General features: G+C 61.3%; 22 protein-coding genes. 5 read left to right on the forward strand and 17 right to left on the reverse strand.

What is annotated here, in order from left to right; all coding sequences use genetic code 11:
- Window positions 1-187: 187 nt before the first annotated feature.
- The gene (locus tag ACQ5BM_RS09480; protein ID WP_173515036.1) at window positions 188-490 is read right to left on the reverse strand and encodes an alkylphosphonate utilization protein; all 303 of its coding nucleotides are present in this window, start codon (window positions 488-490) and stop codon (window positions 188-190) included.
- Window positions 491-763: 273 nt separating this feature from the next.
- On the opposite strand from ACQ5BM_RS09480, the gene ACQ5BM_RS09485 reads away from it, so the two are divergent.
- Window positions 764-2,143, forward strand: a complete 1,380-nt coding sequence (locus tag ACQ5BM_RS09485) for an enoyl ACP reductase FabMG family protein (protein WP_429810364.1) — start codon at window positions 764-766, stop codon at window positions 2,141-2,143.
- A 757-nt stretch (window positions 2,144-2,900) separates the two neighbouring features.
- Here ACQ5BM_RS09485 and ACQ5BM_RS09490 read toward each other — a convergent pair.
- From ACQ5BM_RS09490 to ACQ5BM_RS09500, 3 genes are all read right to left on the reverse strand, one after another.
- Complete coding sequence (locus ACQ5BM_RS09490) at window positions 2,901-3,461, reverse strand: TetR/AcrR family transcriptional regulator (protein WP_429810366.1); 561 nt, start codon at window positions 3,459-3,461, stop codon at window positions 2,901-2,903.
- A 3-nt stretch (window positions 3,462-3,464) separates the two neighbouring features.
- Window positions 3,465-3,809 (reverse strand): DMT family transporter, encoded by a 345-nt coding sequence (locus tag ACQ5BM_RS09495; RefSeq protein WP_429810368.1) that lies wholly within the window; start codon window positions 3,807-3,809, stop codon window positions 3,465-3,467.
- A gap of 366 nt (window positions 3,810-4,175) precedes the next feature.
- A complete protein-coding gene (locus ACQ5BM_RS09500) occupies window positions 4,176-4,820 on the reverse strand; it encodes a glutathione S-transferase family protein (protein WP_429810370.1) in 645 nt (214 codons plus the stop codon).
- 210 nt (window positions 4,821-5,030) lie between these two features.
- On the opposite strand from ACQ5BM_RS09500, the gene ACQ5BM_RS09505 reads away from it, so the two are divergent.
- On the forward strand, window positions 5,031-5,279 hold the full coding sequence (locus ACQ5BM_RS09505; protein WP_429810372.1) for a DUF982 domain-containing protein: 249 nt from the start codon (window positions 5,031-5,033) through the stop codon (window positions 5,277-5,279).
- Window positions 5,280-5,478: 199 nt separating this feature from the next.
- On the opposite strand, the gene ACQ5BM_RS09510 is transcribed toward ACQ5BM_RS09505, so the two are convergent.
- From ACQ5BM_RS09510 to ACQ5BM_RS09535, 6 genes are all read right to left on the reverse strand, one after another.
- A complete protein-coding gene (locus tag ACQ5BM_RS09510; RefSeq protein ID WP_429810374.1) occupies window positions 5,479-6,525 on the reverse strand; it encodes an ABC transporter ATP-binding protein in 1,047 nt (348 codons plus the stop codon).
- A 13-nt stretch (window positions 6,526-6,538) separates the two neighbouring features.
- Window positions 6,539-8,245, reverse strand: a complete 1,707-nt coding sequence (locus tag ACQ5BM_RS09515; protein WP_429810375.1) for a glycoside hydrolase family 32 protein — start codon at window positions 8,243-8,245, stop codon at window positions 6,539-6,541.
- Between the two features lie 2 nt (window positions 8,246-8,247).
- Window positions 8,248-9,141, reverse strand: a complete 894-nt coding sequence (locus tag ACQ5BM_RS09520) for a carbohydrate ABC transporter permease (protein WP_173515028.1) — start codon at window positions 9,139-9,141, stop codon at window positions 8,248-8,250.
- Entirely contained in the window at window positions 9,134-10,066 is a 933-nt protein-coding gene (locus ACQ5BM_RS09525) for a carbohydrate ABC transporter permease (RefSeq protein WP_429810378.1), read from the reverse strand. The genes ACQ5BM_RS09520 and ACQ5BM_RS09525 overlap by 8 nt, the downstream gene beginning before the upstream one ends.
- Before the next feature lie 66 nt (window positions 10,067-10,132).
- The gene (locus ACQ5BM_RS09530) at window positions 10,133-11,425 is read right to left on the reverse strand and encodes an ABC transporter substrate-binding protein (RefSeq protein ID WP_429810530.1); all 1,293 of its coding nucleotides are present in this window, start codon (window positions 11,423-11,425) and stop codon (window positions 10,133-10,135) included.
- 53 nt (window positions 11,426-11,478) lie between these two features.
- Window positions 11,479-12,477, reverse strand: a complete 999-nt coding sequence (locus ACQ5BM_RS09535; RefSeq protein ID WP_429810380.1) for a LacI family DNA-binding transcriptional regulator — start codon at window positions 12,475-12,477, stop codon at window positions 11,479-11,481.
- A 571-nt stretch (window positions 12,478-13,048) separates the two neighbouring features.
- Here ACQ5BM_RS09535 and nuoH point away from each other — a divergent pair.
- From nuoH to ACQ5BM_RS09550, 3 genes are all read left to right on the forward strand, one after another.
- Window positions 13,049-14,035, forward strand: a complete 987-nt coding sequence (gene nuoH, locus ACQ5BM_RS09540) for an NADH-quinone oxidoreductase subunit NuoH (protein WP_429810531.1) — start codon at window positions 13,049-13,051, stop codon at window positions 14,033-14,035.
- Between the two features lie 131 nt (window positions 14,036-14,166).
- Entirely contained in the window at window positions 14,167-14,733 is a 567-nt protein-coding gene (locus ACQ5BM_RS09545; RefSeq protein WP_429810382.1) for an NADH-quinone oxidoreductase subunit I, read from the forward strand.
- 35 nt (window positions 14,734-14,768) lie between these two features.
- Window positions 14,769-15,209 carry a CBS domain-containing protein gene (locus ACQ5BM_RS09550; RefSeq protein WP_429810384.1) on the forward strand — a complete coding sequence of 147 codons (441 nt, stop codon included), beginning with the start codon at window positions 14,769-14,771 and terminating at the stop codon, window positions 15,207-15,209.
- A 60-nt stretch (window positions 15,210-15,269) separates the two neighbouring features.
- Here ACQ5BM_RS09550 and nuoG read toward each other — a convergent pair whose 3' ends face one another.
- From nuoG to ACQ5BM_RS09585, 7 genes are all read right to left on the reverse strand, one after another.
- Entirely contained in the window at window positions 15,270-17,843 is a 2,574-nt protein-coding gene (gene nuoG, locus ACQ5BM_RS09555; protein ID WP_429810385.1) for an NADH-quinone oxidoreductase subunit NuoG, read from the reverse strand.
- A gap of 31 nt (window positions 17,844-17,874) precedes the next feature.
- Window positions 17,875-19,140: an NADH-quinone oxidoreductase subunit NuoF gene (gene nuoF / locus ACQ5BM_RS09560; RefSeq protein ID WP_429810387.1), complete on the reverse strand. Its 1,266-nt coding sequence runs from the start codon at window positions 19,138-19,140 to the stop codon at window positions 17,875-17,877.
- 4 nt (window positions 19,141-19,144) lie between these two features.
- Window positions 19,145-19,657, reverse strand: coding sequence for an NADH-quinone oxidoreductase subunit NuoE (nuoE, locus tag ACQ5BM_RS09565; RefSeq protein ID WP_429810389.1), 513 nt, complete (start codon window positions 19,655-19,657; stop codon window positions 19,145-19,147).
- 16 nt (window positions 19,658-19,673) lie between these two features.
- Complete coding sequence (gene nuoD / locus ACQ5BM_RS09570) at window positions 19,674-20,888, reverse strand: NADH dehydrogenase (quinone) subunit D (protein ID WP_429810391.1); 1,215 nt, start codon at window positions 20,886-20,888, stop codon at window positions 19,674-19,676.
- A 92-nt stretch (window positions 20,889-20,980) separates the two neighbouring features.
- Window positions 20,981-21,517, reverse strand: a complete 537-nt coding sequence (locus ACQ5BM_RS09575; RefSeq protein ID WP_429810393.1) for an NADH-quinone oxidoreductase subunit C — start codon at window positions 21,515-21,517, stop codon at window positions 20,981-20,983.
- On the reverse strand, window positions 21,514-22,017 hold the full coding sequence (gene nuoB / locus ACQ5BM_RS09580; RefSeq protein WP_173515017.1) for an NADH-quinone oxidoreductase subunit NuoB: 504 nt from the start codon (window positions 22,015-22,017) through the stop codon (window positions 21,514-21,516). The genes ACQ5BM_RS09575 and nuoB overlap by 4 nt, the downstream gene beginning before the upstream one ends.
- Window positions 22,005-22,370, reverse strand: coding sequence for an NADH-quinone oxidoreductase subunit A (locus ACQ5BM_RS09585; protein WP_429810395.1), 366 nt, complete (start codon window positions 22,368-22,370; stop codon window positions 22,005-22,007). Before ACQ5BM_RS09585 ends, nuoB begins: the two co-directional genes overlap by 13 nt.
- Between the last annotated feature and the right edge of the window lie 58 nt (window positions 22,371-22,428).

Genomic DNA, 22,428 nt, shown 5'->3' on the forward strand with positions numbered 1-22,428 from the left:
CCGTGCATGCAGTTCGGGAGTGCGAACCACTTCCCACCGGTCGATGTCCAGAGCGCCAATCCAAACGACCGTGTCGCGGCGCTTGCCGGATGAGCGCCGACATTCGGAATCTACCGGAAGGAACCGGCCGGTTGGCAGCAAAACGGCGCCGCGGTCACGGGACAGCAAAACGCCGAAAAGCCAACGCTCAGCGCTTGCGGACGAACTCGGTACGTAGCACAAGACCCTTGATCGTATCGTGGCGGCAGTCGACCTCTTCCGGGTTGTCCGTGAGCCGGATCGACTTGATGACCGTTCCCTGCTTGAGCGTCTGGCCGGCGCCCTTGACCTTCAGGTCCTTGATCAGGACGACGGAGTCGCCGTCTGCGAGAACGTTGCCCGATGCGTCGCGCACCTCGGCAGCCTTTGCCTTTTCTGCAGCGATTTCGGAGGCGGGTCGCCACTCGCCTGTTGCCTCGTCATACACATAGTCGTCGTTCTGATCGCTCATTTTTTCCCTGCATCGTATCGAATTGCGCCATGACCCATGGTCATGCGGACGGCTCCAACCGGAGCGGCTGGTGAGAGCCTCTACATCGGATGCAGCGCCGAGGCAAATCTCGGCCGAGTTGGCGTCAGATACCGGGAAGCTCTTCCGCGACTTCACGTTTTGAAATGAACGGTCATTTAAAATGACTTCCTATTGCGGGCTATTGTGGTCATGTGACGATCAAAGTTCGTCTGAGCCACCGCTCGACAACCAACGGACCGAAGAGCTGACCGCATGGAAAACCCGATCGCATTGAACCGCCTTGCCGAAAACAATGTCTTTCGCAAAGGAGATGTTTTCGTCCTCTTCGGCGAACTGTTCGGTCGCGGATACGCGACTGGCCTGCTCGACGAAGCCCGGCGGGTTGGAATGGAGATCGTGGGGATCACGGTCGGACGGCGCGACGAGAACAATGTGCTGCGCCCTCTTAACGCCGAGGAACTTTCCGCCGCCGAAGAGCGGCTGGGGGGCAAGATCATCAACATCCCCCTGATGGCCGGCTTCGACCTTGACGCTCCGGCCGGCGGCCCAACCCCGACCGACCTTCTCGCGGACATGACGCTGGAGAGCTGGCAAGACGACAGGCTCGACTGGGACTACATCAAGCAGTGCCGGGAGCTCGCAACTGCCCGGTTCACGAATTCGCTCAAACAGGTCATGGCCGTCCTCGACGGAATGATTGCCGACGGCCGCAACGTCTTTTTTGCCCATACGATGGCAGGCGGCATCCCGAAAGCGAAGGTCTTCCTGGTCATCGCCAATCGAATCTACAAGGGTCGCGGTGCCCGCCACATGTCGTCGCAAGCCCTGCTCGACAGCGACATGGGCAAGCTCATCCTTCAGAATTTCGACGAAGTTTCCGCGATCACCTTCCGCCATCTCATCGACTTCAGCACGGCGATCCGGGAGCGCATCGAGGCATCGGGCGGCCAGGTCCGCTATACGGCCTACGGCTACCACGGAACGGCAGTCCTGATTGATGGGAGCTACCGTTGGCAGACCTATACCAACTACACGCAAGGCTACGCCAAGATGCGGCTCGAAGGCATCGCGCAGGAAGCCTGGGCGGCGGGTATCAAGGCGACCGTCTACAACTGCCCCGAGATCCGGACCAATTCGTCCGACGTCTTCACGGGCATCGAGCTCCCGCTGATACCGCTGCTGCTTGCGTTGCAGAAGGAGAACGGCGGCCAGTGGGCAGAGTACCAGTGGCAGGCCTGCCAGCAGCTTCTGGCAGACGGCTTCACGATGAAGGATGTGTTCCAGAAGATTACCGACATGCAGGCCAACGAGGTCATGCGTCCCTTTTACGACTTCTCGGCCTGGCCCATGGCCAACAGTCAGGCACAGTCTGACCTGACCATCGGCACGTCCAACGAGATCACACAGATGCATCGCGACAGCAAGGTGATGATCAGCGACCACCTGAGTGCTCTGGTGGTGGAGGCGACGGGGCAGCTGATTTTCGGCGCCTCTTCAGAACCGTCCGGTCCCGTCCAGTGGCTCAACCACGATATCGTGGCGCGCAGGCTCAACGCTTCCCATCTGCAATGGGAGCCTTCGGCTCCATCGAATGCGCAGGAGGCGAAGGATACTCAGGTCGAGATGGCCTGATACCTTCCCAGCCTGGATCGGACGCCAATATCTCTCAGGAGGCTTCAAGAGCCCGAGATTGCACCTATTGCAGCAGTCTTCGCTTTGGCCTGTGATCGGTATGATCCACTTCGTCAGGATGTCCCGAAAAGATCGTTGTCTCTGAAGATCGGAGACGACTTCTCCATCGATTCCCTGGATTGCGCCGGCCGCGTGCATGATCCCTCCGCGCTACTTCGGAATGATTAAAGACCAGCCTCCTCTACCTGATGTAGAATCAGGGACTTCTAAAATATTGGAGGAGTGCAATATGCGGAAGAGTACCCTGTGCGCCTTAACGGCGCTGACCCTCTCCACATGTGCCGTTGCCCATGCGGAAACGAGTACCGGGCAGATTACGGGCCACAAATTTAGAACCACGGAGAATTGCGAGCGCCAGGCTCCCGTCGGCAAGTTCGATCAAAGATGCGACATCCCGGCTGCCGGATGGCGTGGAGCCGAGGGCATTTGGCTCCCAAATGTTTCCCAAGGTGCCGGGTAAACAAGCACCAAATCACAAGCGTCATCGTGCGCAGGGGCAGCCTATGCCGCCTTCCGGCTGGGTCTGAAGACCATCCGCTCAAAGCAAGCTTTACCTGGGCGAAGCCGTCGCTCCATCCTGGACGCGGACGGCCCGCCTGCACGGTTTGGGAGCCGCCGAGGCATCGAGACGGACAGCGGACTGACGTCAAAACTGTGGATCTTGCGGCTTCGATCTGATCCCAGAACTCCCGTGAGATCAGCGGGGCTTGGCGGTCAGCGACAGCAAGTGCTCCCTCAACCCGTCGAGCTCGAGCCCGCCGACCTTTGAATCGGCCGTCACGTAGGAGAGCCATGCGCCGTCGGCCGCCAGCCGGACCACATGAAGTGTTAGGTCGTCATCCGTGGCTCTGTGCCGCTCTAATCTTTCGCCGAACCATTCAGCCCATCGGCAGCGCAGCACCGAATCGCTTATCACCGCCACGAACAGGGTCGACCATGGAGTTTCGAAGCCAAATGCGTTTCCGACAAACACAGATTGCACATAGGCGCGTGTGAAGCTTCCGTAAGGGACCGGATCCTTCGCGATGGATGAATCTATTTCCGCGTCGAGTTTCTCAAGTAGCGCGTCGACCATGCCGTCCAGCAACGCCTGTTTCGACGGGAAATGGTGGAACAGCCCTCCCTTCGTGACCCCGGCACTATCGGCGACGGCCTGCACCGTGACGCCGGAAATTCCCTGATCCGCAGCGATCTTCGCAGCGCATTCGAGCAAGGCACGTTGCACCTGTTCCGGCTGCTTCTTTCGATTGTAGCTCATCGCCTAGTGCACCGTCGTCTGCGAGAATAGGTTGATCACGAAGACGCCAGAGACGATCAAGGCAATGCCGACGATCGCCGCGAAATCGAGAGCCTGCCTGAATATCACATAGCTGACCGTCGCCGTCAGGATGATGCCGGCCCCACCCCAGATGGCGTAAGCAATGCTCAGCGGGATCGCCTTGATCGCGTGGGTCAGGGAGTAGAACGACCCGGCATAGAGCGCCACCATCGCAACTGTCGGCCACAGGCGCGTGAACTGCACGGACTTCTGCAAGAATACAGATCCTGCAACCTCCAAGATGATTGCGAGCCCCAAAGCCGCATAGGCGAAGACGGCGGAGTTCATGGCCTGCCCCTTTTTTAACCGGATGCGATAAACATACCGCGCGGTCGGTTTCTTTGCAAGAGGTCGTTCTTTGCCGGGCATCCTCGAGACCTATCTCGGCAAACCGGAGATCGATCACAAGTTCGAGCGAGCGATCCGGGGCTATTCCCTTGCCTGTCTGGTGCTGGTCGGTCGAGGCAGCCTCGACCATGTCCTGAAGACGGTTACCGCCGACATCGGCGCCTACTCAGCGCGTGACCGACACGCCTTGCGACAGGGAAGTATCGCGCGCGGACATCGTCACCGAGACCGTCTGGGAGCCGGTGGCGCCGTATCAATGTTGAGGACCGAAGGCCCTGGGGGCACCCCTTCAACGCGCTCGCTGGCTTAAATCGTGTCGAAGTTGCGCGCCCATAGTTCGCGCAAGTCGGGATCCGCGTCGACACGCAGCGCTATACTGAGCAGCTTTGGGCAATTTGCCGCCAGCCAGTCACGTCCCGGTCGCCAGCGCGTCATCGCCGCAATCCAGATGTCAAGCGCCGAGAACGGCTCTCCTAGGGCCCATGGCGCAGGTGCAATCTCGTTCTCCCACTGTCGCCACAAGTCCATGCGGCGTTCGAGCACTCGGCGCCGCAACTCGTCAGGCATGCTCGGAGCCCAGCGTTCCGGGTAGTCGGCGTAGGTGAAGGTCCCATACAGGGCAGTCACGAGCCAGATCAGACGACGGAGAAAGACAGGGCGAAGGGGGTCGCCTACCGGCGGTGCAAGTCCGGCTTGCGGATAGGTCTCCGCAAGATGAAGTAGTATGGCCGCGCTCTCCGTCATCACCGTGCCATCGGGAAGTATGAGCACCGGCACCTGTGCGAGCGGGTTGACGGCGAGAAGGCGGTCCCGGGCCGATCCGGGCTTATCGAACCCCGTGACGTCCTCCAGCGTATAGGGCAGCCGCGCGCGCACCAGCACCGCTTCGACAAGAACGGAGCCCCAGCCCGGAACGCCGTAGAGGCGATAATGTGCTTGCGTATCGGCCATCGTCATTTTCCTCAAGGCGCAAGGTGCCATTTTGATCGCCACCCCGCAAGGTTGTGCCGGAAAATGCTCGAGCTTCCAGAATGCCTCAAACATCGGTGCATGCCAGGATTGAGATCAGAAGCGGTCGCGATCGAACTGCCGATCCTCTCCGCATGACCAAGGAACAAATTTCCAGGCCAGGCGTTCTGCGCCGAACCGGAGGTCACGCAAATGCAAGCTATGATTTGGGACCACCCCGTCAGGGTTGGCGAGAAAGGCGAGCGCTACATCAACGGGCCACAGGACGCGCTGCAATATCTCAGCGAAATGCCGCAAGGCGGATGGTTCTACGAGCGGGCAAGAAATCGCTGCCATGCTGCCCTGGAGCGCGGAGACGAGCTTCAACTCTCGCGGAAAGCCTTCATTGGCGCGGCCATCGAATCGTCGTTCCCGATCTCAGACGCCGACGTTCCATCCTAAGGCGCAACCTGGTCGCGCGAACGCCCTCCTCCCTGCATTGAAGCAGTCCCCCTTCGATCATGCACGTGACCTGAGCCCGCAGCCACACGGGTACCGCCGGATTGCCGCAGGCTCTCTCGCCTGCCGCCCACGCTATTGAACGCTTTGGGCCAGAACCGCGCCTACGGACAAACGCGGTGTGGCTGAAGGTCCCGGCGGGTCAATTGATCCGCGTGCCATCGGCGGCGAACAGATGGATCTTGTCCGTCTTTGGAGCGACGTGGATCTGCTGATCGGGTTCGAGGTCCACCCGGCGATGCAGTACGATCCCAGCCATCTGCGTGCCGATCCGGACCGAAAGATGCGTTTCTGCTCCCGTCGGTTCGACCGTGAGCACGGTTGCCGGGACTCCCGTTTCGGCAAGGTCGAGGTCTTCCGGGCGGATGCCGTAGGTGTGGGTGGCGCTGTGGCCGATAGGAGCCGGCAGCGGCAAAAAGAGCCCGTCCTCGATACGGAAGCCACCGTCGCTTATGGCGCCCTCAAAGAGGTTCATCGCTGGTGATCCGATGAAGGTGGCAACGAAGGTATTGCCAGGGCGATCGTAAAGCTCGAGCGGCTTGCCGATCTGCTCTATACGGCCGGCGCGCATGACGACGATCTTGTCGGCCATGGTCATCGCCTCGATCTGATCGTGCGTGACGTAGACGATGGTCGTCCCCAACCGTCGGTGCAGGTCCTTGATCTCGCTACGCATGGTTACACGCAGCTTCGCATCGAGGTTCGACAGTGGCTCATCGAATAGAAACACCTTCGGGTGACGCACAATAGCGCGCCCCATGGCGACGCGCTGGCGCTGGCCGCCGGACAGCTGCTTCGGTAGACGGTCGAGCAACGGTTCGAGGGCAAGGATGCCGGCAGCCTCGTTCACGAGCTTGTCGATCGTCGCCTTGTCGCGGCCCTGGAGTTTCAAGGCGAAACCCATGTTCTCCGCGACCGTCATATGTGGATAGAGCGCGTAGCTCTGGAACACCATGGCTATGTCCCGTTCCTTTGGCGCCACCTCGTTGACGACGCGCCCGTCGATACGGATCTCACCGCCGCTGATATCCTCCAGGCCGGCCAGCATGCGCAGAAGCGTGGACTTGCCGCATCCCGAGGGTCCAACGAGCGTGACGAACTCACCGTCCTCGATATCCACGGAAACGCCGTGGATGACGGAGGCTGCGCCAAATTGTTTCAGAACGCGATCGATCGCTACCGATGCCATTTTTCTTCCTCCCTCAAAGCTTGAGTTGCCAGATTTTTGCGCTCACCTCGGCAGCGGTCAGCGTTGCCGAACGCGCCACGGAAAAACCGGGGATACGCTTGGTGCCGGTCCAGTGCCCATTGTCGGCGAAAACTTCGATCGAGCCGGCGTCTAGGAAGATGCGCAACTCCGAAGGCTTGGCGCCGGAGGCGAGATAGCGCGGAGGCGCTTTCCCAGTACCGGCATCGAAGACGATCGCCAGACCATCGCCATCAAGCTTCACGCCGAGCTCGACGTCCGGATGATCGAAAGTGAGCGCAAACGCGGCACCGGGCTTGGGTAGCGAGAGCACGATCTCGACCGCGCCGTTGCCGAGCGGAACCGTCTCGCCGGCGCCAAGCGCCGTTTCATCGAGCAGCGTGTGGCGGAGGCTCTCGGCTGCTGCGACAGGCGGCGTCAGAACAGCCTCCCCATCGAGAAGCACACGACGCGGCAGGGTCATGGCCGTCGGAAAGTCGTCCTTCTTGGAAAAGTCCGTCCAGTTGGCGAGCCAGGCAATGCCGACCGGCTCGTCACCATCGACGAAGGCCTGGAAGGCATAGGCGTCAGAGCCGAAATCCAGTTCCTGCTCGAACTGTGCCGTGAAAGAACGGCCATCGAAGCGGCCAACAGTGACGGAGGTGAGGTTGCGGCGTCCGGTGGCGGGGTCCCGGCTCGTGAGCAAGCCGAAGATCAGCGCCCAGCGGGTATCCGGGTCTTCGGCCCTGCCGCCGACCGGCACCATGCAGGGGCATTCCGCCGCGGTCATACCGAAACGGTCCTCGCGATGAATGATGTCAAGGAACGTCCAGCCGACGGCACCGTCGGGGTCTGTCGTCTCATAGAGCAGGACGACGCCGCCCGCCCTGTCGCGGCTGCCGAGCAGCATCTTCCAGCGACCGTCCGGGCCCTTGAACACATAAGGGTCGCGGAAATCGGTGGTGAGGTTCAGGCCATCCGGACGCACTGGCAGGACCACCTCTGATGGACCGGCGACGATACCGTCGCGGCTGAGGGCGGAAAGCTGGATCTGTTCTTCCGGCTCGCGGTCACGGACATGCTCGGTGTAGAAGACACGGATCTCCTCCCCCTTTGAGCCGGAAATGGGGATGGCCGATCCGGAGAAGGCGCCGCCGCGGCCGTCGTCGGTCTCGGAAAGGTGGTCTGCCGGGAAGAGGAACATCGGCAGGTGCGTCCAGCGGATGAAATCCTTTGAGACGGCATGGCCCCAGTGCATGGTGTTCCAGCGCAGGCCGTGCGGATAGTGCTGGTAGAAGAGATGACCGCGGCCGGCAAATCGGCCAAAGCCGTTCGGGTCGTTCATCCAACCGAAGGGCGGCCGGAAGTGATATCCGGCCGGCAGCTGCGGCGGTGCCGTGCGGGCATCATGGAAGAGCACACGAATCCCCTCCTCCAGTACCATCTGCGGACGAAAGGCATAGGCGACGGAAACAGCCGTGGTGGTGGTGTCACAGGCGAGCACCGTGTGCCCGCCTGCCTCCAGCGCGACCGCGAAGAATTCGAACTCCGCTACGCGGTGGGTCGACGGAGAGGCAATGTCATTGCCGTCAACGGTGACGAAGAGCTTGGCCTCGCTGCCAGCCGCGCGCGCCTTCAACCAGAGATGCAACACCGTCCCGGCAGGAAGGTCGGCCTCTATGATTTCAAGTGCTGCGCTCACGGGTTTTGCTTGGAGAGTCATAGTCAACCTTTCACGGCAGAGCCGACGAACGAGCTTACGAACCAACGCTGGAATGCGAGGTAGAGGATGAGGACGGGGATCATCATCAGGACGGACGCGGCCATGGCCCGGTCCCAGTAGATGCTGTCCTGTCCGAAGAAGGTCGCAATCGCGACGGCAATCGGCCTTGCATAATCGGTCTGGGTGACGAGCGTCGGCCAGAGATACTGGTTCCAGCTTTCGATCCCCATGAGGATCGAAACCGTCGCAAGCGCCGGCAGGCTGAGCGGCATGTAGATCGAGCGATAGATGCGAAAGATCGAGGCCCCGTCCATTTCTGCCGCTTCGTAGAGTTCCTTCGGCAGTTGCGCGAAGAACTGATAGAAAAGGAAGACGTAGAGCGGGCTCGCCACCCAAGGCAGAATCTGTACGGCGAAAGTATCCGTCAAACCCGCCCGTGACATCATGACGACGAGGGGCATGATGATGCTTTCTTGCGGGATGACATAGAGCGCGACGACGAGCGCAAGCAGGATGGCTTTGCCGCGCAGTGAGCCCCAAGCCAGCACAAAGCCTGCCATGGAATTGATGATCAGTCCGGAAACGACCGTGACGACGAGGATCACCAATGAATTGAAGAGATAGCGGCCATAGGCGAGTTCGCCGGAGAAATTGGCGATCTCCCTATAGTTCGAGAGCGTCGGATCATTCACCCAGAAGGCTCGGAAGCTGCCCATGTCGGCGAGGATGCGGAAGCGATCATCTTTGAGGCTGGCGATGAGCAGCATGAAGAGCGGCGAGATCATCACCAGCGCGATAATGAAGATGCATACCGTCTGGACGATACGCAGGCCGGTCTTGCTGTTGCCCCGGGATATGGCCAGCGGGGCGGGCTGGCTGAGCACGAGATCAGACATCGAAGCGCCTCAGGAGTTTGCGCTGGACAAGCGCGATCAGGAGAACGATGACGAACAGGATGACGGAGACCGCGGACGCGTAACCGAGCTTCTGTTCCTCGAAACCGGCGCGCACCATGTAGTGCACCACGGTTTCCGTGCTTTCCTTCGGCCCACCCTGGGTGAGGATCGCCACCTGGGTGTAGAGCTTGAAGGCCTGGATCGTGGTGATGACCAGCACGAAAACATGGGTGGGGCGCAGCCCCGGCATGGTGACGTGCCAGAACCGGCGGAGCGCGCTTGCCCCGTCGATGCGGGCGGCGTCGTAAAGCTCTTCCGGAATGCCCTGCAGGCCGGCGAGGTAGATGATCATCTGGAAGCCATAGGCCTGCCAGGCGGAGAGCAACACGATCGAGAACATCGCCCAATTCGGGTCGCCAAGCCAATCGATCGGCTGGATCGCACCGCCGGAAAGGAAACCAACGATCTGGTTGAGAGGACCGCTCGGATACTGGAACAGCGTGCCCCAGATCACGCAGACCACCACCATGGAAGTGATCGCCGGCAGGAAGAACATGCCGCGCAAAAGATTGCGCATCGGCAGTTTCTGGTGCAGCAGCAGCGCTGTCAGGAAAGCAAGGCCGCATTGAACGGGCAGCACCCAGACCGTGAAGCGGGTGACGTTCCAGAGCGACGTCCAGAACAGCGGGTCGGTGAAGACCCGCTGAAAGTTCAGGAGGCCGACGAAGCGCACCGGCGTCGGACGCGGCACGAGCGGTTGGTTGGTCATCGCCGTCCAGAAGGACAGAAGGAACGGCGTGATCAGGAAGGTTGCGAGCAGCAGTACGGCGGGCGCGATCATGGCAACTTCCTGCCAGAACCGCTGCCGGTCGTGCCGCCTGCCCGTGCGCGGAATGACCGGCGCGGACGTCTGTTGCAAAGTCATGGTCTCCTCCTCAATCCTCCCGAGTGGCTGCGAGGCCGGCCAACTCATCGGCCCCGCGAAAGCGCCTTAGTGCTGTTCGTCGAAGGGCGGATAGCCAGCGTTGTCCTCGATATCCTGGTCGATTTTCTTGGCTGCCGCCGTCAGGGCTTCCTGCGCGTCGCCACCGTTGAAGATCTTGTCGACCGCCTGCATGAAGGCCGAGGTAATCGTCGGATAGGCCGGGTGCGGCGGACGCGCGACCGCCGTCTTCGAGGCCTGTTCGAAGGCCACCGCAAGCGGTCCGCCTTCTGCGTAGAGTGGCGATTCCGCCGCGAAGCTCTTGAGGCCCGGGTAGGCCGACTGGGTCTTGGCGTAGTCGCGGTATCCCTTGTCCTTCAAGAGGAAACTCAGGAACTTGCCGGCAGCCTCGGGGTTCTCGGACGTCGCCGAAATGCCCCAGATCCAGGTACCATTGGGGCTGACGCCCTTGTTGCCAATCTTCGGCAGCGGCATGACGACGATATTGTCCTTCATCGCCGCGGCGGCCTCGGCGTAGAACCAGTGCCCGCCCATCGCGAGTGCGGCCGGCTGACCTTCGGCATAAAACTGGTTGGTGCCGGACGACGTGGGAACGACCCAGCCATTTTTCACCCAGGTTTGCATCATGGTGAGCGCCTTGACGCAGGCTTCGCTATCGAGCGTGCCGCTCGCCGTCCAGGACTTGCGATCGATCAGATCGCAGCCGGCGCTTTCGAGGAGCGGGCCGTAAGCATAGGTAATCCACTCTGTCTTGATGCCGTAACCGCGAAACGTGTCGATCGGCCACTTCACGCCTTCGAGCTTGGAGAGTTTTTCGAGATAGCCTTCGAACTCCTCGCGCGTCCAGGCGTCATCGACGGATTTTGGAATGCGCGCGCCGATGGCCTCGAGGTATTTCTTGTTGCCGTAGAGGACGACCGAGGAATCGGTGAGGCCGATCGCATAGAGATCCTTGTCGATCGGATAGGTACCCTGCGAGATGTTCGAGCTCGTCATGTCATCGAGGAGATCCTGATCAACGAGCGGCTTGATCGGCTGCAGATAGCCAGACCAGACGTAGTTCGCCAGGAACGGCGCGTCGAGTTCCATTACGTCCGGAAGCTGCTTGGCCATTACCGCGGCGCTGAACTTTTCATTATAGGCGTCGTGCGGTGCGTAGATCATCTCGACGTCGATATCCGGATTTGCCTCCTCGAAACGTTTGGCGACATCGCCGTAGGCTTTCACCCAGCCCGGATCGCCCTGGTGCATGACATGAATGACACTCTTTGCCTCGGCCATACCGGCAGCGCCAAGGAGCGCCGCAGTGGCAAGAAGCGTGCTAAGTAAACGATTACCCAATTGCGCAGTCATGAAAGTTCTCCTCCGTTTGAATGCGATTGAAACGCTGATTCCTAGACTGATGCCCGTTCGACCAGATGGAAGGGCAATTTCCGCAGATGCGGCGGTTCAGGTTGCCCCGCCAGGAGGATCTCCATGGCGAGGCGCCCCATGGCGCGGTGCGGCAGGGCCATCGTGGTCAATGGCGGATCCAGCCGGGAGGCGAGTTCGACCTGGTTGTCAAAACTCGCCACTGCAATATCGTCAGGAATGCGGCAGCCAGCGCGGGCAAGCGCCGCATAGACTTCCATTGCCACGCGATCGTTGCCGCACAGTATGGCGTCCGGCTTTTGACCGGAAGCAAGCAGCGCGTCCACATGTGAAGCAACAAGACTTGGCGCGCGGTCGCTGTAGACGCTGCGGCGCACGGCCGGGAACACACCGAGTGGCTCAATGCTCGCCTCCTCCAGCGCATCGCGAAAGCCCTTCTCGCGCAGCGTGCCAGCGAGAATGCCGGGCAGGTTGATGAAGGCGATGCGGCGTCGGCCGGCGGCCAACAGATAGCGGATGATTTCGCGCGCCCCACCCTCTTCGTCGGGGACCAGCGACGTCACTCGCCCCTCAGCCTCACGGCAATTGATCATCACGCCGACTGTGCCGGCCAGTGTCCCGGGTAAATCAACGTCCTTGTGGTACATGGCGGCGTAGGCGACGGCGCGCGGCCGAAATTGCTGCACTTCGTCGAGCACCGAGCCGATCGACTGTCCGGTGCTGTGATTGACCGCGAAGACGGCCATGCCGGCGCTGCGGGCCGCGCCGTCCAATCCGCGAACGATCTCGGTGGCAAACGGCGAGGTAATCAGCCCATCGGAAACGACGCCGACGAGCGGCAGCCACCCCTGCCGGACGCCACGAGCGGCGAGGTTCGTGACATAGCCAAGTTCCTCGGCAATCGCCTTGACCTTCTGGCGTGTTTCATCCGACATGCGGGCGGAGCCGCCATGCAATGCGCCGGAAACCGTCTTCACCGAGACGCCCGCACGCTCCGCAATGTCAGAAAGCGAGATTGTCACCTTGGCTCTTTCTGCTGGGTTATCGATTACCCAATAATCCAGACATGTGGTCATTGTCAAGCACCACGCACGGAACCGGCAGGCTTTGGACGCATCCGTCGCCGCTGGGCTCGATGCTCTGGGACGAGGCGGCGGCGTAAAAGGAAGAAAGACCAAAGCCGGCGGCCCACCAAGAACACGATCGCGACGAGCAGCAACAGGCTCGCTCGACGGCGGCTTTCACCGTCAAGCACACGACCGGAAACGCGCTTGTCCACGGCCGCTGTTTCGTGAGAAAATCGAAAAAGCTGGAAGCGCCCGAAGCCCTCAACGGGGAAGTTGGGCCAACTCCAGTCGCATATCAGCCTGTTGACCACAGCGCCGCGCGTCTTATCAGACGCGCAAAGGTCGCTGTAGCATTTTGAATTGCTGCATGTTCTTGTCCTTTAATCGGGACGATAAAAAGAAACATGCAGTAGAGCGCGTCGCGATCCTTCAAATTCGCTTCTTGCGCTTTAAGGTTTTGATATTCCGCATGTCGTGGGCGCAAAATCGCTGCGCATGCGCGACATGCTCAAGATGGCCGCGGAACATGGAAGTTCTCTTAGCCCTTGGCCTGATCGCCATCAAGATCGCGTTGCTGATCGCAATGCTGCTTCTCCTGCCTCTGCCTTTGACCTGGCTTGAACGCAAGATTGCCGGCCACATGCAGCAGCGGATGGGTCCCATGCGCGTCGGGTGGCATGGGCTGCTGCAGCCCGTGGCGGACGGGATCAAGCTCCTGACGAAAGAAGACCACATTCCCGCAGAGGCCGACCGTTTCCTGTTCAAACTGGCGCCAATCCTGGCGCTCGCGCCACCCTTTGTCGTCTTCGTCGCCATTCCCTTCGGCGAGACCATCTCAGTGCTCAATGCCGAGATCACCCTCTACGTTTCCAACCTGAACGTGGCGCTGCTTTTTGTGTTCGCGGTGATCGGGCTGGAAGTCTATGGCGTGATCTTCGGAGGCTGGGCCGCCAACAGCAAATACGCGGTCCTGGGCAGTCTCAGGACCTGCGCCCAGATGATCAGCTACGAAATCCCCATGGGTTTCGCGGTCATCGGTGTCGTCATGCTGGCACAGTCGATGAGCCTCGTGGACATCGTGCGCGCCCAGAGCAACCTCTGGAACATCGTCTATCAGCCGATCGGTTTTTTCGTCTTCTTCGTCGCGGGATTGGCCGAAGCGCAGCGCATTCCCTTCGACCTGGCCGAGGCGGAAGGGGATCTCGGCGCCGGGTTCCACACCGAGTACAGCGGTATCCGATTCGCGTTCTTCATGGTCAGCGAATACGTCATCGTGCTTTTGGTATCGGTCCTCTCCGTCATCCTGTTTTTCGGCGGCTGGAACGGCGTCTTGATCCCATTGCCACCGCTTCTGTGGTTTGCGCTCAAGGTGGCATTCTTCATTTACGTATTTATGTGGTTCCGCTTCACCTTGCCCCGCTATCGTTATGACCAACTGATGGCGATCGGATGGAAGGTCTTGCTTCCTCTGTCGATGGCGAACATAATTATCACTGGTATTGCTTTTGCTTAGGAGCCGTGGCGGCTTCTCCGCGTGCTTCCCCGGATCGGTGTCGATCCCAGGAAAGAACGCGCAGCAATCGAAGGGACTACAGCGACCCTGCTGCGGTGGAATAACGCACGCCGCTGTAGAACGACGCGACGATGTCACGCGTAGTCGACAGAGCTGGAACATGGATCGGCTGGGCCCTTTTTGGCGATCTGGCAAAAGCCTTCATGCTGACCTTTGGCTATATGTTCTCCAAGCCGGTGACCATGCAGTATCCGGATAAGGAGAAATGGCTCCCCTACTCGCGCTATCGCGGCCATCACTTCCTGAAACGCGATGAAGAGGGCGAGATCAAATGCGTCGCGTGCGAACTTTGCGCTCGCATCTGCCCCTGCGATTGCATCGAGGTCGTCCCCTATGAGGACGAAAACGGCAACCGCCACCCGGCAAAATTCGAGATCGACACGGCTCGGTGCCTGTTTTGCGGCCTATGCGAGGACGCCTGCCCGGCGGACGCCATCGCGCTTGGCCAGCAGTATGAGTTCTCGAGTTTCTCGTCACGGGACCTCGTGATCGGACGTGACGATCTGCTTGGCAAACCCGGAAAAGCAATGACCGGCGGTGGCGTCGTGGCCGCACGTCTGAATACAGAAGAGGACGTGCTGGTCGAGACGAGCGAGCCGCATGGCTACAACTGGTGGCGCAACATCCGGCGAACGTGAAGGATTGAACCGGGGCGCGAAGATAGGAGGCTCACATGTTTGTCGGTGAAATCGTGAAGGACAAGGGCGTCGGCGTGATCGCAGTCGCTCCCGACCAGACGATGGTGGAGGTCCTGCGGCTCTTTCGTGACAACAATATCGGATTCGTTGTCGTCAGCCACGCGCCCGGAAGGTATCTCGGCACGCTGTCGGAGCGGGATTGCTGCAACGCGCTTGCGGAATACGGCCCCGAGGCAGCGCTGATGCCCGTTGCCGACATCATGAACCGCAATGTGGCGATCTGTTCGGCTCTCGATGGCCTGCCCCTGGTAATGTCGATCATGACCCAGCGGCGGACGCGTCATGTGCTGGTGATGGAGGAGGACGCCATCGTCGGCGTCGTCAGCATCGGCGACGTGGTCAAGCATCGGCTGGATGAAGCGCAGCGCACGGAGCGGCACCTGCACGAATATATTGCCGGGGCCGGCTATCATTGATGAAGCTTCGCGCCGGCTGGATGAAGACGCTGCGCCTTGCGGGCGCTTCGTGACCAACCCTCATGCTCCGCGCCAGATCCGGGTCCTACCGTCGGCTTCGCGCGCAGCTTGCGCCCTTTGGACCTCGACCGGACACGGGTATTCGCCTCGCCGCATCAAGCTGTTGAGGCGCAAAGACCGATAGTTTTCGGGAACGAAGACAAGGCCCGTGGGAAACGCCTTCTCGACTTTGAGCTGCGCCGTCAGCGCACCGCGGGGCGAACGAACGACCACCTGATCGCCATCCGAAAGGCCAAGCTGCGCAGCGTCCTCGACGCTCAACGCGACATAGGGATCGTTCGCGACCGTGTTCAGGATCTCCGAGCGCTGTGAAAGATAGCCATTGTGGAACAGGCAGTTGCCCGTGATGAGCATGAGCCCGTCGCCCTTCCGCGAGACAGGTGGCGGAACGCGGAAAGCACCCGCCGGCGGTGGCGGGCCCGCCTTGGTGAAGGCGCCGTCGGCGCCAAGCCCTGGCCAAGTCAACGCCTGATAGGCCGGAATCAGCCGGGCGATCTCTTCGAAAACCTCGACCTGCGTCGAATGCTGCAATGTTTGGCCGCGCAACGCTGCGACAAAATCGAAGATCGCGAGATTGCCTCGCGCCTCGAAGACCGGTTCCCGGAACTTACGCACCTGCTGGACGCGCCCCTCATTGTTCGTAAAGCTGCCCGGTTCTTCACCGTAGCCCGCCGCCGGCAAGACGACTTCGGCGAGACCCGCCGTCTCCGTCAGGAAACTGTCCTGCACGATCAGCAGATCGACGGCAGCGAGTGCCCGGGCGACGAACTCCCGGTCCGGATAGGCGATCATTGGGTCGGTTCCGACGAGATAGAGCACGCCCATCTGCCCAGCGGCGCAGAGATCCAGCATCCCGTCGAGATCAGCGCCCTGTTCAGGGCGGATTTCGGCCGCCCAGTTCTGGGCAAGAGCGGCCCGCACCGGGTCGTCGGCGACCGCCTGCAGCCCCGGCAAGGCCCCCGCTACGGCGCCCATGTCCCACGCGCCCAATTGGTTGGCGCGGTCGAACAAAATCTGCAAAGCCGAGGTCTTGCCGAGGAGACGGAGAAGTTGCAACAGGTTGCTGAGCTGCTGCAACGACGCGGGCGCTTCGGACGACCTCAGGAGGTCGACACTGACAAGCACCGTGACGGTGCCGCCTTCGTTGAGCGCGGCGGCCAGACGATCCGGTCCGTCGCTGCCATTGCTCGCCGGCCGGCCGTTTGTCGCTCCGAGCTCGTCAAGAGCGTCGCCCGGCAGTTTCTCACCGGCCGCCACAGCAAGTCGAGCGACCACGGCCGCAATGTTCGCGGCCTCTCCGCCGGGGGGCACGCGAACCACTACATCGGCATCGGCGTCGAGACGCGACGGCCGCGTTGTGAGCATGAGCAATCCGGTGCGCCGCCGCCGGGCAGCATCCCGCAGCAGATATTCGGTAACCGGATTTTCCTCCGTCACATTGCCGCCGATGACAAGCACGCGGTCGACGCCGATCACCTCCTTCAGCGGCGCACGCGTGTAGTTCGCCATCAGCGGGGCGAGCGCATCGAAGGGAGTGGACCAGCGCGACGAGCAGTCGATGTTGTTGGTTCCAAAAACCGTGCGCATCAGTTTCTGGAACTGATAGAGCACCTCGTTCGGCAGGCGCGGCGAGACAATTCCGCCAGCCGCCTTGCTTTCGACCGCTGCCAGCCGCCGCCGCAGATAGGCTCCTGCTTCATCCCAGGAAACTGGAACCAGGATGCCATCGCGGCGGATCATCGGTCGCTTGATCCGATCGTGTCCCTCGATGAAGTCGAGGCCGAAGCGGCCACGCACACAGAGCGTTTCGCGGTTGACGCCGTGCTCCTCCTTGGAGCGGACCCGCATGAACTCGCCTTTGCGCGCCCCGACGGTCAACTGGCAGCCGGTGCCGCAATGCGGGCAGACGGTGTCGGTCTCGGCGAGGTCCCAGGGGCGTGCCTTGTAGCGATAGGGGAAACTCATCAGTGCGCCGACCGGGCAGACCTCGATGCAGTTGCCGCACTGGTCGCAGCTGGCGAGACTGCCCTCGAACCCGGTGACGGCCGTATCCATGCCTTTCTCGACGGTGCCAAGGGCGACCGCGCCGACGACTTCCTCGCACATGCGCACACAGCGCTGGCACTGGATGCAGCGGTTGACATTCATGATGACGACTGGGCTCAGCCGAATGTCGCGGGAGTGGAAGACACGCTTGGGATCACGAAAGCGGCTTTTCCCCGGACCATAGGCCATCACCATGTCCTGAAGTTCGCATTCGCCGCCCTTGTCGCAGATCGGACAGTCGAGCGGGTGGTTGGCGAGCAACATGTCGAGCATGGATGAACGCGTATCATCAATCAGCGGCGTGTCGGTTCGCACGACCATGCCGTCCGTGACCGCGGTGGCGCAGGAAGGCTGTAGCCGGCGCAGTCCCTCGATCTCGACGAGACACATGCGACAGGAGGCGAGCGGCGGCAGGCGTTTCAAGTAGCAGAAGGTCGGAATCTCTATGCCCAGTCGCTCCGCGGCCTGCAGCACCGTCGTGCCGGCATCAACGTCGAGTGTCTGTCCATTGATCGTAACGCTTACCATGACTTACTCGCGCCCTCGCCGAGGGCGTCCCTCAAACAAACGGGCAGCGCCGCTCCTCGATATGGGCGACGAACTCATCGCGGAAGTGCGTCAGCGAGGCCCGCAGGCCCATCGCCGCGCCGTCACCCAAGGCACAAAAGGTATTGCCGAAAATGCCCTTGCAGAGCATGTCCAGCTGCTCCATGTCGCCGGGCGCGCCCTCGCCAGCTTCGATCCGGCGAAGCACTTTCACCACCCAGTTCAAGCCCTCGCGGCAGGGCGTGCACTTGCCGCAGGACTCGTGGTGAAAGAACTCGATGATCCGGGTGGCGACCTTGACCATGCAGGTCGTGTCGTCAACAACGATCACCCCGGCCGAGCCGAGCATAGAGCCAACAGCGGCAAGCGAGTCGAAATCCATCCCGACATCCAGGCCCTGCTCCGGGATCACCGGCGCGGAAACCCCGCCTGGTATCACCGCCTTGATCTTGCGCCCGGTCAGTGGCCCGCCGGCATGGTCCTCTACGAGTTCGCGAAGCGGAATTCCCATCGGCAATTCGTAAAGCCCCGGTTTGCGCACATGCCCGCTGACGCAGTAAAGCTTCGGGCCGGGGCTCTTCTCGGGTCCGATGCCACGGAACCAATCGGCGCCGCGCGCCACGATATGCGGCACACAGACCAGGGTCTCGACATTGTTGATGACCGTCGGGCTGGCATAGAGCCCCGCGACCGCCGGGAACGGCGGCTTCAACCGCGGCTGCGCTCTCTTGCCCTCAAGCGAGTCGAGCATCGCAGTCTCCTCGCCGCAGATATAGGCGCCCGCGCCGCAGTGGACGTACACGACGAAATTGAAATCCGACCCGAATATCCGCGCCCCGAGATACCCCTTGGCCTCGGCCTCTGCGATCGCCTGTTCCAGGCGTCGGATCGCCAGCACGTACTCCCCGCGGACATAGACATAGGCGACCTCGGCCCCGATCGCGTAGGCGCTGATGGCCATGCCTTCGATCAGTTGGTGCGGGTCCCGCTCCATGATGAGTCGGTCCTTGAAGGTGCCGGGCTCTCCCTCGTCGGCGTTACAGCAGAGATATTTCGGCTTGTCGGCCCGCTTCGGCACGAAGCTCCATTTCATTCCCGTAGGAAAGCCGGCTCCGCCCCTGCCCCGAAGATTCGATCTTTTTATGAGCTCAATGACGTCGTCGGGCGTGTATTCCTTGAGCGCCTTCTCCAGTGCCCGATAACCGCCGCCAGCCTCATAGGTGGAGAGGAGATATCCATCCGGCACGTTCACGTTTTTCAAAAGGACCGGCTCGAACATGATGCTATTCCCCCGGTGGTTCCGCAGCAGCAAGATCGGCGCCGATCGTGCGGGGCACCGTCGCGCGCAGCCCGGCGAGGAGCGCATCGATCCGCGCAATGTCGAGATTGCCGTGATAGTCGTCGCCGACTTGCATCACCGGGGCCATCTCGCAGGCCCCGAGGCATTCGACGGTCGAGAGCGTGAACAGGCCATCCTGTGTGGTGCCGCCCTTCTCGATCCCGAGAACGTCCTCCAGATGCCTCAGCAGATCCTCCGATCGCCGCAGCATGCAGGAAACATTGTCGCAGAGTTGCAGATGAAACTTCCCCACCGGCTCAGTGTGGAAAAGCGTGTAGAAGGTCGCAAGCTCGTAGACCCAGATCCGCTCGACGCCGAGGATTTCTGCCACCTCCTCCAGCACCGGCCCAGGCAAATGACCATGTTCCCGCTGCGCGATCAGAAGCGCGGGCATGATCGCCGAGCGCCGATCGGGGTACCGCGCCGCCGCCTGTTCGATCTTTTCGCGTATCGTCATCACGTCCAAATCCCCGCTACTTGTCCACCTCCGCCATCACGGGATCGAGGCTGCCGAGCACGGCGATCATGTCCGCCAGATAGCGGGCGTTCGTCACCCCGAAGACTGCCTGGAGGTTGACGAACGAGGGCGCCCTGACCTTCATGCGGAACGGCTTCGGCGAGCCGTCGCTGATGATGTAGAAGCCGAGCTCGCCTTTGGGCGCCTCGATTGCCGAATAGACCTCGCCCTTCGGCACGTTGAAGCCATAGGCCGACAGGTCGAAATGCTGGATCAACGCCTCCATCGAACAATGTACGCGCTCCTTGTCGACGGGGAAGGCGACGGTCGGCATGTCGATCTGGAACGGTCCCTCGGGCATCTGCTCGATGCATTGTTCGATGATCCGAATGCTTTCACGCATCTCATCGACCCGGCACCGCCAACGGGCATAACAATCGCCCTCCTCGCGGGTGACGACATTGAATTCAAGCCGGTCGTAAATCTCGTAAGGCTCGTCACGGCGGATGTCCCAATCGACGCCGGAGGCCCGCAGGTTGGGGCCACTCAGGCCGAGATCAATGGCGTCCTCGGCAGCGATTACGCCGATGCCCTGAGTGCGTTGGAGGAACACCCGGTTGTTCTCGAGCAGCCGCTCGTAGTCGCGGATCCGGTTCGGGAAGATGTCGCAAAACTCCCTGATCTTCGGAAAGAACCCCTCAGGCAGGTCCTCGCGCACGCCGCCGACCCGACAGAAGGAGGTGTGCATGCGCGCACCGGTGATCATTTCCAGGAGATCCATGATCATTTCGCGCTCGCGCATGACGTAAAGCAGTGCGGTCATGGCGCCGAGATCCATCGGCAGCGCACCGGTGATCAACAGATGACCGGAGATGCGCGCGAGTTCTGCCATCATCACGCGGATATATTGCGCCCGGATCGGCGCCTCGATGCCGAGCAGCTTCTCGACCGCGAGCGCGAAGGCCAGGTTGTTCGACGGTGGACAGAGATAGTCGAGCCGATCGGTCAGCGGGAAGATCTGGGTATAGGTAAAGCTCTCCGCCAGCTTTTCGGTGCCGCGATGCAGGTAGCCGATATGGGGATCGACGCGCTCGACATACTCGCCGTCCAACTGAAGGACGAGCCGGAGGACCCCATGGGTGCTGGGGTGCTGGGGTCCGAGGTTGAGAAGCACTTCCTTGCTATTGAGCGCTTCACCTTCCGGTCTCGTGAGCTCGGTGACTTCGGTCATCTCAACTTTCCGGCGTCGATCGGCTTGCGTAGTTCACGATGATTTCGGATCCGTCCAAACCGCAAACCGCGCACACCTTGCCTTCTCCCTCCCTATGGTATGTCCCGGGTGGAGAGGTCGGGCTGTGTCGGCGGCGGACCTTCGGCACCAAACGGGTTCAGCTTGTCCTTGTAACCCCTGAGTGGGAAATCCTTGCGCTGGGGAAAGCCCTCGAAGCCCTCCCACATGTAGATCCGGCGCAAATCGGGATGTCCCATAAATCGGATGCCATACATGTCCCAGGCCTCGCGCTCGTGCCAGTTGGCGGTGCGCCAGACCCCGGTGACAGAGGGGACTTCGGGCGGATCGCCAAGCTGACACTTGATGCGGACCCGCCAACGATTGGGCAGTGAATAGAGGTGGTACACCGCCTCGAAGCGCGGTGTTTCGGGATAATGGTCAACCCCGCAGATGTCGGAAAGGAAGTTGAACCGGAGCTCCGGCTGGTCTTTCAGGAAACGGCAGAACTCGACGATCTTTTCAGGCGGAACGGCAAAGACATCGATGTCATGCACGGTGCCGAGATCCTCGATCGCTTGCCCGAAGCGCTCCAGGATCGGAGCGCGATTGAGAGACGGCTCCACACTCATGATGCCGCAGCCCGATCGAGAGGCGTTCCGGCGAGCGCGCGGGACCTCTTGATCTTCTCTTGCAGCAGCAGGAAACCGTGCATCAGCGCCTCGGGGCGCGGTGGGCAGCCAGGCACGTGCACATCGACCGGCACGAAGGTTTCAGAGCCTTGCACGACGGCATAGGTGTTGTAGACGCCGCCCGATATGGCACAGGTGCCCATGGCGATCACCCAGCGCGGCTCCGGCATCTGGTCGTAGAGCCGGCGCACGACAGGAGCGAATTTTCGGGTGACGGTGCCGGCGATGATCATCACGTCGGACTGCCGCGGCGAAGGGCGGAACACCACACCGAACCGGTCGAGATCGTAGCGCGCGCAACCCGCCGAGATCATTTCGATGGCGCAGCAGGCGATCCCGAAGGTTTCGGGCCACAGGGCCGATCTTCGGCTCCAACTGATGACGCTGTCGGCCGTGGTGAACAGGACGCTATCCTGGATCGTGTTTCCTATTCCTCCCATTCCAGCGCTCCTTTCAGCCAGGCATAGGCGAAACCCACGAGAAGCAGCACGATGAAGACGAACATCTCAAGATAGCCGACGATACCAATCTCTTTGAGGACGACCGCCCAGGGGAAGAGAAACATCGCCTCGACATCGAAGACGACCAAGAGGATCGCGAGGATGAAGAACTGCACCCTGAATCGCCCACCGGCTGCCTCGCCTGATGGGTCCATGCCGCATTCATAGGGCATGTTCTTTTCGGGGTAAGGATTGGACGGCCGCAACAGCGAGGAAACAAAAAGTGTTCCCCCCGCCACCAGAACAATTCCGGCGATCATGATAAGAACCGGCAGGAAATCCGCTGCAGACATGGCGCGCAGCCCTGTCATCTGTCGGGGGGCGTTGCACAAGCCGCGATCGGCTCCTTCG

The sequence above is a fragment of the Ensifer sp. B1-9 genome (genome assembly GCF_050474445.1).
Lineage (GTDB): Bacteria > Pseudomonadota > Alphaproteobacteria > Rhizobiales > Rhizobiaceae > Ensifer.